The sequence below is a fragment of the Pedobacter punctiformis genome (assembly GCF_027213715.1).
In the GTDB taxonomy this organism is placed as follows: domain Bacteria; phylum Bacteroidota; class Bacteroidia; order Sphingobacteriales; family Sphingobacteriaceae; genus Pedobacter; species Pedobacter punctiformis.
This window is the reverse complement of sequence record NZ_JAPWGM010000007.1, coordinates 31,865-45,086: the sequence shown is the minus strand read 5'-3', so window position 1 is coordinate 45,086 and position 13,222 is coordinate 31,865. Positions and strand designations below refer to the sequence as shown.

The 13,222-nt window shown below is 34.7% G+C and carries 15 protein-coding genes; 4 read left to right on the top strand and 11 right to left on the bottom strand.

Translation table 11 applies throughout. From position 1 onward, the window contains the following. Window positions 1-46: 46 nt before the first annotated feature. Entirely contained in the window at window positions 47-703 is a 657-nt protein-coding gene (locus tag O0955_RS17185) for a protein-L-isoaspartate(D-aspartate) O-methyltransferase (RefSeq protein WP_269428797.1), read from the bottom strand. A gap of 178 nt (window positions 704-881) precedes the next feature. Here O0955_RS17185 and O0955_RS17180 point away from each other — a divergent pair, with 178 nt between their 5' ends. Continuing rightward, window positions 882-1,562 carry a hypothetical protein gene (locus O0955_RS17180; RefSeq protein ID WP_269428796.1) on the top strand — a complete coding sequence of 227 codons (681 nt, stop codon included), beginning with the start codon at window positions 882-884 and terminating at the stop codon, window positions 1,560-1,562. Here the strand turns inward: O0955_RS17180 and priA are convergent. Both priA and O0955_RS17170 read right to left on the bottom strand, forming a co-directional pair. Then, a complete protein-coding gene (gene priA, locus O0955_RS17175; RefSeq protein WP_269428795.1) occupies window positions 1,559-4,039 on the bottom strand; it encodes a replication restart helicase PriA in 2,481 nt (826 codons plus the stop codon). The genes O0955_RS17180 and priA overlap by 4 nt on opposite strands. Beyond that, on the bottom strand, window positions 4,039-4,425 hold the full coding sequence (locus O0955_RS17170; RefSeq protein WP_269428794.1) for a DUF423 domain-containing protein: 387 nt from the start codon (window positions 4,423-4,425) through the stop codon (window positions 4,039-4,041). The genes priA and O0955_RS17170 overlap by 1 nt, the downstream gene beginning before the upstream one ends. 90 nt (window positions 4,426-4,515) lie before the next feature. On the opposite strand from O0955_RS17170, the gene O0955_RS17165 reads away from it, so the two are divergent. Continuing rightward, window positions 4,516-6,087 carry a hypothetical protein gene (locus O0955_RS17165; protein ID WP_269428793.1) on the top strand — a complete coding sequence of 524 codons (1,572 nt, stop codon included), beginning with the start codon at window positions 4,516-4,518 and terminating at the stop codon, window positions 6,085-6,087. 28 nt (window positions 6,088-6,115) lie between these two features. Continuing rightward, complete coding sequence (locus tag O0955_RS17160; protein WP_269428792.1) at window positions 6,116-7,525, top strand: DUF5723 family protein; 1,410 nt, start codon at window positions 6,116-6,118, stop codon at window positions 7,523-7,525. On the opposite strand, the gene tsaB is transcribed toward O0955_RS17160, so the two are convergent. The 8 genes from tsaB to O0955_RS17120 form a co-directional block, all read right to left on the bottom strand. Then, on the bottom strand, window positions 7,526-8,212 hold the full coding sequence (tsaB, locus tag O0955_RS17155; RefSeq protein WP_269428791.1) for a tRNA (adenosine(37)-N6)-threonylcarbamoyltransferase complex dimerization subunit type 1 TsaB: 687 nt from the start codon (window positions 8,210-8,212) through the stop codon (window positions 7,526-7,528). Between the two features lie 61 nt (window positions 8,213-8,273). After that, window positions 8,274-8,504 carry a membrane protein insertion efficiency factor YidD gene (yidD, locus tag O0955_RS17150; protein WP_269428790.1) on the bottom strand — a complete coding sequence of 77 codons (231 nt, stop codon included), beginning with the start codon at window positions 8,502-8,504 and terminating at the stop codon, window positions 8,274-8,276. Next, window positions 8,491-8,886, bottom strand: a complete 396-nt coding sequence (locus O0955_RS17145) for a ribonuclease P protein component (RefSeq protein ID WP_269428789.1) — start codon at window positions 8,884-8,886, stop codon at window positions 8,491-8,493. Before O0955_RS17145 ends, yidD begins: the two co-directional genes overlap by 14 nt. A gap of 68 nt (window positions 8,887-8,954) precedes the next feature. Then, window positions 8,955-9,113, bottom strand: coding sequence for a 50S ribosomal protein L34 (rpmH, locus tag O0955_RS17140; protein WP_090883778.1), 159 nt, complete (start codon window positions 9,111-9,113; stop codon window positions 8,955-8,957). Between the two features lie 187 nt (window positions 9,114-9,300). Next, window positions 9,301-10,035: a LytR/AlgR family response regulator transcription factor gene (locus tag O0955_RS17135; RefSeq protein WP_269428788.1), complete on the bottom strand. Its 735-nt coding sequence runs from the start codon at window positions 10,033-10,035 to the stop codon at window positions 9,301-9,303. Beyond that, window positions 10,010-11,074, bottom strand: a complete 1,065-nt coding sequence (locus O0955_RS17130) for a sensor histidine kinase (RefSeq protein ID WP_269428787.1) — start codon at window positions 11,072-11,074, stop codon at window positions 10,010-10,012. The genes O0955_RS17135 and O0955_RS17130 overlap by 26 nt, the downstream gene beginning before the upstream one ends. A gap of 6 nt (window positions 11,075-11,080) precedes the next feature. Next, a complete protein-coding gene (locus O0955_RS17125) occupies window positions 11,081-11,416 on the bottom strand; it encodes a DUF4288 domain-containing protein (RefSeq protein WP_269428786.1) in 336 nt (111 codons plus the stop codon). Between the two features lie 10 nt (window positions 11,417-11,426). After that, entirely contained in the window at window positions 11,427-12,194 is a 768-nt protein-coding gene (locus O0955_RS17120) for a LiaF transmembrane domain-containing protein (RefSeq protein ID WP_269428785.1), read from the bottom strand. A gap of 131 nt (window positions 12,195-12,325) precedes the next feature. Between O0955_RS17120 and O0955_RS17115 the strand changes: the two genes are divergently transcribed. Then, on the top strand, window positions 12,326-13,198 hold the full coding sequence (locus O0955_RS17115) for a ChaN family lipoprotein (protein WP_269428784.1): 873 nt from the start codon (window positions 12,326-12,328) through the stop codon (window positions 13,196-13,198). Window positions 13,199-13,222 lie beyond the last annotated feature (24 nt).

Here is a 13,222-nt window from a genome sequence, read left to right as displayed (position 1 = left end):
TTTTCAGTTTAAATTATTAACTGGAAACTGCTGGTTTACAAACTAATTACCAGGCCTGATCGCCAACCAAAGGCACAAACCTAAAGGTATCTAAAACTATTTTTTCATAGTCTGTATCGCTTACCCGAATTACGGTAACCATTTTCTGGGTATCCTCATCACCAACCGGAATAACCAATATTCCACCTATTTTAAGTTGTTTCAGTAATATCTCCGGAACAAAAGGTGCACCGGCTGTTACAATAATCTTATCGTAAGGTGCTTTCGCTGCAATACCTTTAGAACCGTCTCCACAATAAAAATCAGGCTTGTAACCCATTCCCGGCAATACCTGAATGGTTCTGTTGTATATATTTTCTTGTCTTTCAATGGTAAAAACCTTTGCACCTAATTCCATCAAAATACAAGTTTGATAACCCGAACCTGTTCCGATTTCTAAAACTTTATCTCCTTTTTTTATGTGCAGCAGTTCACTTTGATAGGCAACAGTATAAGGTTGTGAAATGGTTTGTCCATCTCCTATCGGGAAAGCTATATCTTTATAAGCCTGATTCCAGAAAGTTTCATCAAAAAAGAAATGACGGGGAACTTTGCCTATTGCTTTCAGCACATTCACATCCTCAATTCCACGGGATTTTAACAACTCTACAAGTTTTTTCCTTGCACCACGTTCACGATAATTATCAACAAATTTATAGGCCATCTGATGTCAAAATTAGCTTTTTTAAATGGGGATACAAGGCTAAAATTATACTATTATGGTAAGTGACAGTAAATCAAAACTAAAAACATTTTCTCTAATTCGGACATAAGAATAATAATTGTAAGTTTAATAAAGAATTATTTTTACTTTTGAAATCGTAAAAAAGCTACCACAATACATGAAAAGAATTTTATTAAGTTTATTTATTTCAATTACCACTCTAGCCTCCTTTGCACAATCTACTGGTGCCGATTATAATTATTCAATAGGGTTCAAAGCTTTTAGCTTAATGCAAATGCCTAAAGTTTTAAACCAAACCAATACACAGGATTATACCAATGCCTATGCTAACGGGATTTTATTAAAATTTAACGACAACCAAATTAGCTATAGAATTAGCGGTAATTACTTTCGTAATGACGTAGAATTTGATAATACCTGCGAGACTTGCGAAACCGGAAAAGGAAAAGTAACGGATTACTCTTTCAAAATCGGATTTGAAAAAAACTTTAACTATTCAAGAATACAGCCTTATTTTGCTTTTGACTTAGGTTATCGTTCTAATCGTTTCACAGGAACTGTTTCTCCTAAAAGTACAGGGGCCAGCAGTGTAAATCAAACTGCAGACGCCACTAAAAATGGGTTGGTTTTAACACCGACCATTGGTTTAAGAGTTAATATCATTTCTCAGGTTAGTGTTTTTGCGGAAAGTAACCTTGATTTTTATTACTCGTATGAAAAACAAGATATTACGTATCCAAGCGGAGCTGCCAGAACGGTAAATACTTATAGAAAATGGGAGTTTTTATTAAACCCAATTTCTGCAGGAATTCAGTTTAATATAAACAGAAAAAACTAATACGGATCTACATCAATCTGAGTAATAACGCTTTTGAAATCTTTAGTTGCATTAAATTCAGTTAAAGTTTCACGTAAAGCGTTTTTTACTTTTTGGATTGCTGTGTGTTTATCGGCCTTAATGATAATTTGCTTGATGTAAAGATTTCTGACCCGGCTTACCAAAGGCTGTTCAGGACCTAAAACCCGTTTACCAAATTTACTTTTTAATGTATTGGCTAGTGTGGTGGCTGCGTAATCCAACACATGTGCATCTTTATGTTTGATGTACAGAAAAATCATTCTGGAAAACGGAGGATATAAAAACCGTTCGCGTTCAGCAATTTCATCGTTGTACATGCCAGCATAATCGTTGTTGACAACCTGTTTTATAATGCGATTCTCTGCATCATAAGTTTGAATACACACATTTCCCTGATCTGCCCTTCTGCCCGCCCTGCCCGCAACCTGTGCAAGCAATTGAAAACTCCTTTCATAGGCTCTAAAATCCGGATAACCAAGTAATGTATCTGCATTAATTACACCGATTAGATTCAAATTATCAAAATCCAAACCTTTTGCAACCATTTGTGTACCAATCAGAATGTCAGTTTTTTTATCCTGAAAATCGCTGAGAATTTGTTGCAAACCATTTTTGGTTCTCGTACTGTCCATATCCAGCCTCGCTATGGTTACATCCGGATAAAGGAGTTTAAGTTCTTCTTCTATCCTTTCTGTACCGAAACCTTTTTGTTCTACATGCACAGAACCACATGCAGGGCATATATTTACGCTACTTTGGTGATACCCGCAATAATGACAGTGCAATTTGCCACTGCTTTTATGATAGGTTAAGCTTACATCGCAGTTTACACATTTTGGAGTATATCCGCAGGTGGCGCAGATTAGAATCGTTGCGTAGCCTCTTCGGTTTTGAAAAAGAACGATTTGTTCCTTTTTTTCAAGTGCCTGATCGATATCTTTAATTAATACGCTTGAAAAATAAGAAACCATTTTTTTCTTTTTGGTTTCTTCGGAAATACTAACTACCTGTTGATTTGGAAGCTGAACGCCACCAAAACGTTCTTTCATTTCTACAAGGCCATATTTCCCGTTCAAAGCATTAAAATAACTTTCAAGCGAAGGCGTAGCCGAACCTAAAATTACTTTTGCCTGATGCAGATGCCCAAGGTAAATGGCTGCATCTCTGGCCTGATAACGAGGCGCCGGATCATATTGTTTATAAGAAGGTTCGTGTTCCTCATCTACAACAATTAGTTTTAAATCCTGGAAAGGCAGAAAAACGGCCGAACGAGCTCCCAAAATTACTCTGTAAGCGCCATTTCTAACTTTATTCCAAATTTCAACGCGTTCACTATTGTTAAATTTAGAATGATAAACGCCAATGGCATTTCCAAAATAACGTTTAATCCGTTCAACAATTTGGGTGGTTAAGGCAATTTCCGGCAGGAGAAATAAAACCTGACCATTACTTTCCTGTATTATTTTCTCAATCAGTTTAATGTAAACCTGCGTTTTCCCGGATGCGGTAACTCCGTGAAGCAATACCACATCTTTTTCTTCAAAAGATTGATTAATGCTGGTTAAAGCTTTTTGCTGGCCATCATTTAACGTAAAATTCACACTAAATTCTTCATCATGGGCCGCAAGCCTGCTTACCGGCCTTTTCATCACAACAAAAATGTCTTTATCCGTTAAAGCTTTTAAGGCAGCGGTACCACAGTTACTTTCTTCGAGAAGCTGTTGTTTAGAAATGGGTATGCCGGCTTTATGAAGTTTTATATAAGTCAGCAGCGCATCCAGTTGTTTTGGTGCCCGTTCTAAAATTTCAAAAAGTTGCTTTAAATTTTCTTCCTCCGTATAAAAATCATTCAGTATAATAAAGGATTTTAGCAACGGTTTATACTTTTGAACCACCTCTTCAGCAACCAGAATCAATTCTTTATCCAGTAAATGATTAATAATTGGATAAACTGTTTTTTGACCTAAAAGCTTAGATACATCATTAACGGTAAGTTTTTGTTGTTTCTTAAGTGCTGAAATAATCAGTTCTTCTTTATCATTTAAGGTTACGTCCTCATTATAGTCTTCGCGAAGAATAAGAATGGTTTCACTGGCCAGTTTTAAGCTTGCCGGAAGTGCCGCAGCCATTACATCACCTTCATTACACATGTAATATTGTGTCATCCAGTTCCAAAACTTTAACTGGTTTGAAGTAATTACAGGTTCTGCATCAATAACATCAATAATATATTTGGCTTCGTAAGCGGTTGGAGGTTTAGTGCTTATGGCATTAATTAATGCGGTATAAATCCGATGTTTACCAAACTGAACAACTACCCTTTTTCCTATTTCTATCTGGCTGTTTAAATCAAAAGGCACACGATAAGTATAGTTCTTCGCCAGCGATAATGGCAAAATAACTTCAACAAAAAGTGTTTCTCTTTCTGTAAAAAAATCGATATCAGGTGTATTCATTATTTATCCTTTACTGCCGCAAAAAACAACATTATCCAGCCTAAAACAAATAACAAACCTCCTATTGGGGTAACAGGGCCTATTAAATTAATAAAACTTAGATTTAAAATGCTACGGGTGGCAAGCAAATATAAAGAACCGGAGAATAATATAATGCCAAAAGTAAAACAGAAATATGCAATATTTATCAGCTTGTTTCTGTAACGGGCAAAGGTTGAAAGGTATAAAAGAGCAAAGGTATGGTAGAACTGATAGTCGACACCTTTTTGCCAAATTTCCAGCGATGGCGCATCTATTAAACTTTTTAAACCATGCGCACCAAAAGCACCCAACAAAACAGCAACAGCACCAAAAAAAGAAGCGGTAAGGATAATTCGTTTATTCATAAAACTTGCTCAAAGCAATCGCTAAATTAATAAATTGACGAAGAACTTCTTACTAATCGATGTAATAAATTAAATTTGTTGCATAAACACATGAAAAAAATAATAATTTTATTAAGCGCACTATTTTTAGGAGTGGCCTTTATGGCCTATCTGTATTTCTCTAAATTAAGTACGGATAATAATGCTAAAGACCTGGCCCTGCAATCGGCCACCAATAATGCTGCACTAATATTCTCCTTTCAAAATGATAAAGGCTTTTATGATATAATTTCAGGACAAAGTTTGATTCAACAGGTTTTAGGAGATGAAAAAACCAAATTACTAAGCGATTTAAAAGAAAATATCATTAACAAACCTGCTTTTAACAATTTAATTAAAGATCAGCAGATTTACCTGAGCGTTTTACCTGATACGAATAAAAGCCTTAACTTTTTATTAACGGTCCAAATTCAGCCTGAAAAAAATGTTAAACAATTTTACGACCAGCTAAAGGCTAACGGTGCAATTTCAAAAACCAATGAACCTAATATTTTCACTTTAAAATTAAACGATAGCTTATCAATTTTTATAGGTATTGAAAATAAGGTTATTACCGCTTCTACCTCTTTAAAACTAGTAAAAGATGCAGAAATAAGGTTAGCAGAAAATCCATTTACGGCATACATAAAAGAAAATAACCGTTTTAATAAGAATGTACTTGCTCATATATACATTAACTTTAATCAGGCTCCGCTTTTACTTAAAAACATAATAGCCGGAAATATTAACGGCGAAATTGCTTTATTTAACAAGCAGGATAGTTATGCGATATTAAATTATAATTTCAGTAAAGAGAAAATTCTTTTCAATGGTAGTACAGAATTAAAAGCTTCAGATAATTACCTTAAACTTTTTGAAAATACAGCTCCGCAGAGTATCGCCATCACTAGCCTACTTCCTGACAACACTGCAAACTATGCTTTATATGCCACGGACAATTATAAAACGTGGTTTAAGAAATTAAATGACTGGTTGACGGAAAGAAACGAAAGTGAGAAAACTGCAAAGATTATTAAAAATATAAAAAGCGAATACAGGACTGATTTAAATACAATATTCCCGGTTTATGCTAAAAATCAGTTTATTGTGTTTCAATTAAGTACAACAGAAAAACTGGGTGCCATTTCTTTAACAAACGGAGAAAAAGTAAAACAACTTTTACTGGATGTTAGTGCTGATTATGATGAGAATACTAAACTTTTCAAATCATCAGACATTTTATACTGTTATTTTGGTGAACCCTTTAAAAAATTTGGCAGACCTTATTATACTATTATTGATAACAATTTGATTGTAGCCAATAACGCCAGTACAATACAGTCGTTTCTTAATCATTATAAAAACAATAAATTGTTAATGCAAAGCCCGCCATATATGGATGCATTAAATCAAATTTCCAATACTTCGAACATTAGTTATTACATTAACACTAAAAATTCAGCAGATATTTTTAGAAACAACATTTTATTGCCATTTTACAAACACTTAAGAGCAGATAGCGCATTGAAAGATTTTGATACTTTTTACTATCAAATGAGTGCGGATAAAAATAAGTTTATCACTAACATGCTTTTAAACAAATATTTAAAACCAGAAATACCAGATTCTTTAAGCAACCGTTAATTAAAAAATAAGCCGTAACTCTGTCTACATGAAGAAATTTTTACTTGCATTAATTCTATTAGTAAGCGTCAACAAATTACACGCTCAGCAATATTCGCTGTTTGGAACCAAAACCATGTTTGATGCTTTCGAGAATCCATCACAAAAGTCTTTTACATTAGATTCTTCCAGAAAATTTTCTTCTAATTTTTTTCTGCCCTATTTTGGGGTAAACGGAGCCAACAGAGGCCCTGCAGAATATGTAGTGAGAAAATATACTCAGGAAGGTATAAATGACACTAAATCGCTTGATATTGGTACGGGCGAGATGAATAACTTTTATGAAAACAGCAACGTGTATATTGCAACATTCCGCCTTTTCAAATCATATAAATACCAAAAGGAAATGGGTTTTGCATGGCAGATCAGATCAGATTCTCATATTGATTACACCAACGAAACCTTAGCTATTTTTGATTCTTATGTTCGATTTCCAGCCAATACTTTACTGACTGATATTTTCAATACCAGCGGATACCAGCAAACCTATCACCAGTTTAGTTTTACTTATCGTGAGAATTACGATAAACAACTCGCTTTTGGTATAAAAGCAAGTTTATTAAGTGGTATTTTATACAACAAATTAAACATCTATAATTCAAGTTTATATATTGATAATACCGAAAATGCTTTAGCGCTGGGTTTAAATGGCACTTATTCGAGCAATTTCAGAGAAACAGATGAAATAAATAAGAAAACTTTCTTTCCTAACTTCAAAAATCCGGGTTTATCCTTCAGTTTCGGCACCAATTATACCACTAAAAAAGGTTTATTTTTAATGGCAAATATTAAAGACCTTGGTTTTATCTGGTGGCGGAGTAATTCTCAAAGAACATCAATAAATACAACAAAAATTATTGATAATCTGGCTTTTAATCAGGCGAATACTAACCAGGAAATTAAAGATATATTTCTGCTTTCAGAAAATCCAAAAAAGTTTCTCAGTCCAACTAATGCTAAAGCAGATCTATACATTTCTAAAGTATACGGCTTTTATAAACCGGGTTTAGTGATTTCTAAAAATCTATTTTATCAGGGTGGAGATATTGCTTTGGTTAATACTTTCAGTTATAATGATTTTTCGGCAAGTGTAACGCCTCAATATAACCTTAACAATATTTTTATGGTGGGCTTACAGGGGAAATATCAAACACCAAATTTTGAGGTATTTTTAGGAACCGATAACTTAATATCAACTGCTACTCAGCTTAATGGACTAAAAAACAGTGATGCTAATATCGGCAGTGGCCCTAATGGCGCTTCATTTTATATGGGTGTAGGCATTAAATTTGGAAACGTAGTAAATCACCCGCAATTTAGTGATACCATGCCCGGAATTAATGATAATGAAGGCGGAAGTTTCTTTAAAAACCTGTTTTCAATTTTCAGCAGAAGGTAACTAAACTTTCTTTTTAGGTTGAGTTAAAACAAAGTCTTTCAGATAAAAGGGTTCAAAATAAGCTACATCTTCAAAATCATTTGCTTTAAAAGCATTAAAGGACAGTGCCGACATGTAACCGGCCGAATTGAAATTTATTTCACTAAAAGCTGAATTTGGATGCGCAAGTATTTCAGCACATTTTGCTGCGCCATCTCCTAAAAAAGTAATTTGATGTTGGTTAAGTACTGCACTGAAACTGGCTTCATCGATAATCTTTGCAGAGGTAGGCATTAAAACCTTTAATTCAGCATCAAACAGCGAAGTGTATACTTCCATTCTTCTTGCATCAATCATCGGGCAAACCAGGCCCTTATAATCAGAATTTTCAAAAAGAAAACCGGCAGCCATCATTTTCAGGGTTTCTATTGCAATTAAGGGAATATCTAATGCGTAACATAAGCCTTTAGCTGTAGAAACACCAATACGAAGGCCTGTGTAAGAACCCGGTCCCTTACTTACCGCAACGGCATCTAAATCTTTATAGGTCAGTCCGGAAGCCGTGATTACTTCTTCAATAAACAAGGTTAAATTACCTGCATGAAGGTTTTGGCCACTTTCTTCTTTTAAAGCAATGGTTTGTCCATCAACAGACAGTGCGACAGCGCAAATTTGAGTAGCAGTTTCAATCTGAAGTATTTTAGCCATTTGGCAAAGATATTAAAAATGTAAAATGAAGAGGATAATAAACATTCATCTAACGGAAATACTAAGGAACGGGATCGTGTCCATGCTTCCCCCAGGGATGACAGCGGCCTATTCTTTTAAGTGCCATCCACCCCCCTTTAAATGGTCCGTATTTCCTTATTGCTTCCATACCATATTGAGAACAGGTTGGTGTAAACCTGCAATTTGCCCCAAGCATTGGAGAAATTGCATACTGGTAAATCCTGATTAAACCTAAAAACAACCAGCCAAATATTTTATTAACGATCTTCATTTGGTTGAATCAAAGTTTTAAACCGTTTAAAAGTAGCCAGCAATTTTTTCTCTAAAAAGGTATAATTATACTTTTCTTTACCAACAAACTGAATGGAAAACAAAAGTAATCCTTTATCTTCCGGTAATTGGGTATAAAAATTTTCTTGTTTGTTTAACCGATAAACTTCACGGATGCGACGTTTTAACAGATTACGGTCTACTGCCCGCTTATATCTTTTTTTTGGAACATTGATAACCACCTGGGCCGGAACTTCGGCAGGTTGATCAATAAAAAGATAAGAAATACGAAATGGGTATAATAAAAAAGAAGAACCGTTTTTAAACAACAGATCTAAATGTTTTCTGCTGCATAACCGTTCTTCTTTTCGAAATGTGTACATGTTTTTTTGATTGATAATTGCAGAATTTGATCTGCCAGTTCCGGTTAAGCCGGAAAAGCAATCAAAAATTATGCTTTGTGCTTGCGCTCGTCAGAAACTGTTAATCTTTTTCTTCCTTTAGCACGACGTGATGCTAATACCCGTCTGCCGTTAGCTGTTGCCATTCTTTCGCGGAAGCCGTGTTTGTTTCTTCTCTTTCTTTGCGAAGGTTGGAATGTTCTTTTCATGACTGTATATTATCTGTTGTAATTTTTAAAATTAAGAGGTGCAAATATAAAATTATTCGTTTATAAATGCAAGTCTCTTTTGTTTTTATTTTTTATTGAAAGGCAAATGTAGTAATTATTCCGGAACTCCCACCCCAACCTGACTTCTAATGATAAAATTTAATGCTTTTTACCCTGTTTAATGTACTTATAAACCAAGTGCAGCCTTCAGTTTAATATAACCAGTTTTACTAACGGGTAGCCAGATATCAGATTTTAACAATACCACGTAACTATCTTTTTCTTTAAGCTCTATTTTAGTTACCTGTGCCAGATTGATAATATAAGAACGGTGAATCCTTATAAATTGTCCTGCATCAAGTGTTTGTTCAAAGAAAGACATTGTTTTATTTTTATAAAAGATACCATCAGCGGTGCTTAATTTCACATAATCGTCATCGGCTTCCAGATAATGAATATCAGCTACAGGAATAATTTTAATTACACCATCTTTTTTAACAACCACCCGGTTATTTTGCGCCGGGCTTAGTGCTGCTGCATCCAAAACAGCTTCGGTATTTTCAGACTGGTTTAACCTGGAAGGCAATTTTTGCATGGCCTGATCAAAACGGGTTTTATCTATCGGCTTAAGCAAATAATCTACTGCATTTACTTCAAAAGCTTTTATTGCAAATTCGTCAAAAGCGGTGGTAAAAATAACTGCTGGTTTACTATCTACAAGTTCAAGCATTTCAAAGCCACTAATTTTAGGCATTTGAATGTCCAGGAAAATCAGATCAGGTTTGTGCTGAGCAATTGCCTTTAAACCATCAAAGCCATCACTGCATTCGGCAATAATTTCTATTTCATTATAATCAGAAAGATAATGTTTTACAATATCCCTGGCCAGAGGTTCATCATCTATTAGTATTGTTCTGATCATTTTTTTGAGGAATTTTTAAAGTGGTAATATATAAATTATTTGCCTCTGTTTCGGTTTGCAGTAAATCTGTATTTGCAAAAAGCAAATATAATCTTCTTTTTATCGCTGTCAAACCAAAACCTGTTCCTCCTGCAGCTTTCATTTCAGGATCGAAAGGATTCTGCACCCTTATTTTCAAAATTTGCTCCTGAACGGTTACATCAATTTTTATCGTAATCCCTGATGAAGTATTATAAAGGCCAAATTTTATAGCATTTTCTACTATTGGCTGTAATAATGTACCAGGCAAGCAAAGTTTAAGGGTATCTTCATCTACATTAACCTCTATATTTAACCGATGACTAAATCTTACTTTTTCAATGTCAAGATAAAGCTGAATATACTCCATTTCTTCTTCTACAGATACCCATAATTCATCATCCCGTTTTAGGGTACCTCTTAAAAAAGAAGCCAGCTTGGTAATCATAACGCCTGCTTCTTTTGGGTTAACCATGGTTAGGGCGAATACAGAATTTAAACTGTTAAATAAAAAGTGTGGTTGCAATTGATGTCTCAACTTGTTCAACTCGGCCTCTTTAGCCAGGTTTTGAGCAGCTAAAAGTCGCGACTGCATTTCTGATTGCTCCTCCAGCCGGTACCATAAAATATTAGCTAAGGCACACCATCCCAGGCATATAAACGAAATTAATCCACGAAAAGAGAATGAGAAATTATAAAAATCAATGTAGTTTTTATAATCTGCAAAAATGTAAAGCAGTATGTATTTTGCGGCAAAAAGAATAACAAGCGATAAGGCCAGTGTTACAATCAATACATATAAAATCCGTTCATTTTTAGGCTGATAATAGCCCAGCATGTTACTAATGCTTACGCAGGCTATTGCAAGTAAAAAATTGCTTGTAAAGCTATCTGTAAAAGAAATCAGCCAGGAAAAATTAATAAAATAGTGCAGGCCGGCAGCGCACAGAACCATCCAGGCAATGGCAAGTGCTGCAGATATTTTTTGTATTTGTGGTACAGATAGCGGTCTAGTTGTCAAAGCTGTTTAGTTAGTTTCTGTTAGCAATTTATTTCTGTGCTTTATTTTTTCAAGGTAATCTTTAACCGATACAGGTTCTAAAATTACCGAACTTATTTCTACGCCTTCTCCAGGTTCAACGATCTCAGCAATTCCACCTACCCCTACAAACTCCCAGATTACGTTTTCATTTAAAAAATTTTTAAACGAACTGTTGTATTCTGTCGCCAGCATCTTTGCTTTTTTAAAAGCACTTTTAATATCAATTTCTTTAATCAGCCGTATTTGCTCATTAAACTGAGGTGTGTGTTTACCTTCTCCACATATAATTTGGTAAACATAATTTACTGCGAACCATTTCATTGCTAAGGATTTAAAAACTTTTTATCTCGATCCCTCCAAACATTGCTGTACCATCTAAAACCAGCGTTTTTTGAATCTCTCCTTGTGGCATCACATGAGATCTTTTATCTTCCACACTACCAAAAATGGCTGTTACATTTGATTTGATTGCCCAGTTTTGTGGAACTACTAATTTTATACCGCCAAAAACTGCGGTTACATCAAGTTTAACTGTATTATTAAAGTCGGCTTGGGTTAAATTGATATCTGCGCCTCCAAAAACAGCTGTAATATCTCCTCCTCTAAAGTTTTTTGAATAAACGGTTTGATGACTGCCGCCGAAAACAGAAACTACCTCTATAACATCATTGTTATTAATATCCTGATCCAGGTTTTGAGAAGTTCCTGTATCTGCATTAGGATCATTAAACTCTTGGTTGAAACGATCTCTGAACCTGCCTCTGTTTTTAAAAGAATATTTAGGTCTGAAAATCAGAAATCCGCCCAAAATAACTAAGCCTATTCCTAAAGCATATTTAGAAAAATCAAAATCTATTCCAGCGATATCATCTAAGGTAAAATATCCGCCAATTAAGACCATAATCAGCCATCCTGCGCCTCTAAATTGACGTCTAATCCCGATAAAGATACCGATTATCAGTAAAAGTGTATGCCAGCTGAACACCCAATGTGGTAGCCCCATCCCTATGTTATTCAACAGGAAAGCCAGCCCAACAAAAACGATTATCAAACCACTTAATGCCCTGCCTGAATTATTATTATTATTTGAATTTTCCATTTGTGCAATCATTTAATATTCAAATGTATTTATAAACTACAGATTACGCGAGGCGTTATCCGTAAGACTTAAACAAACGGCGGTAAATCGACTGATTTCATCGGTGAAAATTATTTTACTATTTTGAGGTCATGAAATTTCTATTATTGATCATCAGTTTTATAGTTCCAGTTGGGCTTTACGCACAGGATATTAGTGTACATTATAAAATATATGATGTTAAAAAACACCAAATCATTACCCTCGAAAACATTGTTTCGGATATGGCTAAAGCAGACGTTTTATTTTTTGGTGAAGATCATAATGATTCTATCGGGCATTATCTGGAAGCAGAATTATTTAAAAAACTCAATGAGAAATACCCTAAACAAACGGCTCTAACCATGGAAATGTTTCACACGGATGTTCAGCCGGTTATAAATGAATATATTGCCGGGTCAATTTCGGAAAAGAACTTTATTAAGGAAAGCAGAGCCTGGGGCAACTATAAAGACTATAAACCAATGATTGAATATGCCAAACAAAATAATTTAACTGTTATTGGTGCAAATGCAGCAACAAGGTATAGCAATGCCGTAACAAAAGATGGATTATCTGCATTAAAAAGCTTACCTAAAACATCAGTACAGTTTTTACCTCCATTACCAATTGATACGGCTGAAGGAAGATATAACGAAAAATTTATAGAGACTTTAGGTGGCCACAGTATGGGAACCATGAAAATTTATCAAACCCAAAATCTTTGGGATGCAACTATGGCCTGGTCTATTGCCAAGTTTTTAAAAGAAAATAAAGGTTTTAAAGTTTTGCAATTAAACGGACGTTTCCATAGTGATGAAAAACTTGGAACAGCGGCCAAGCTACAAAAGTATGCCCCAAAATTACGCACATTAAATATTAGTTCATTCTCTGACGCAGGATTTGATCATCCTGACTGGAATAAATTCTCTAATCTTGGTGATTACATTATCCTTACCGACCCTGGAGTAAAGAGAAGTTTTTAAATTAAGGTAACGATAAAGCCGGGA

Excerpts from the sequence above, each read along its gene's own strand:
- O0955_RS17185 (WP_269428797.1), bottom strand. The coding sequence starts at position 703 with ATGGCCTATAAATTTGTTGATAATTATCGTGAACGTGGTGCAAGGAAA.
- O0955_RS17180 (WP_269428796.1), top strand. The coding sequence starts at position 882 with ATGAAAAGAATTTTATTAAGTTTATTTATTTCAATTACCACTCTAGCC.
- priA (WP_269428795.1), bottom strand. The coding sequence starts at position 4,039 with ATGAATACACCTGATATCGATTTTTTTACAGAAAGAGAAACACTTTTT.
- O0955_RS17170 (WP_269428794.1), bottom strand. The coding sequence starts at position 4,425 with ATGAATAAACGAATTATCCTTACCGCTTCTTTTTTTGGTGCTGTTGCT.
- O0955_RS17165 (WP_269428793.1), top strand. The coding sequence starts at position 4,516 with ATGAAAAAAATAATAATTTTATTAAGCGCACTATTTTTAGGAGTGGCC.
- O0955_RS17160 (WP_269428792.1), top strand. The coding sequence starts at position 6,116 with ATGAAGAAATTTTTACTTGCATTAATTCTATTAGTAAGCGTCAACAAA.
- tsaB (WP_269428791.1), bottom strand. The coding sequence starts at position 8,212 with ATGGCTAAAATACTTCAGATTGAAACTGCTACTCAAATTTGCGCTGTC.
- yidD (WP_269428790.1), bottom strand. The coding sequence starts at position 8,504 with ATGAAGATCGTTAATAAAATATTTGGCTGGTTGTTTTTAGGTTTAATC.
- O0955_RS17145 (WP_269428789.1), bottom strand. The coding sequence starts at position 8,886 with ATGTACACATTTCGAAAAGAAGAACGGTTATGCAGCAGAAAACATTTA.
- rpmH (WP_090883778.1), bottom strand. The coding sequence starts at position 9,113 with ATGAAAAGAACATTCCAACCTTCGCAAAGAAAGAGAAGAAACAAACAC.
- O0955_RS17135 (WP_269428788.1), bottom strand. The coding sequence starts at position 10,035 with ATGATCAGAACAATACTAATAGATGATGAACCTCTGGCCAGGGATATT.
- O0955_RS17125 (WP_269428786.1), bottom strand. The coding sequence starts at position 11,416 with ATGAAATGGTTCGCAGTAAATTATGTTTACCAAATTATATGTGGAGAA.
- O0955_RS17120 (WP_269428785.1), bottom strand. The coding sequence starts at position 12,194 with ATGGAAAATTCAAATAATAATAATAATTCAGGCAGGGCATTAAGTGGT.
- O0955_RS17115 (WP_269428784.1), top strand. The coding sequence starts at position 12,326 with ATGAAATTTCTATTATTGATCATCAGTTTTATAGTTCCAGTTGGGCTT.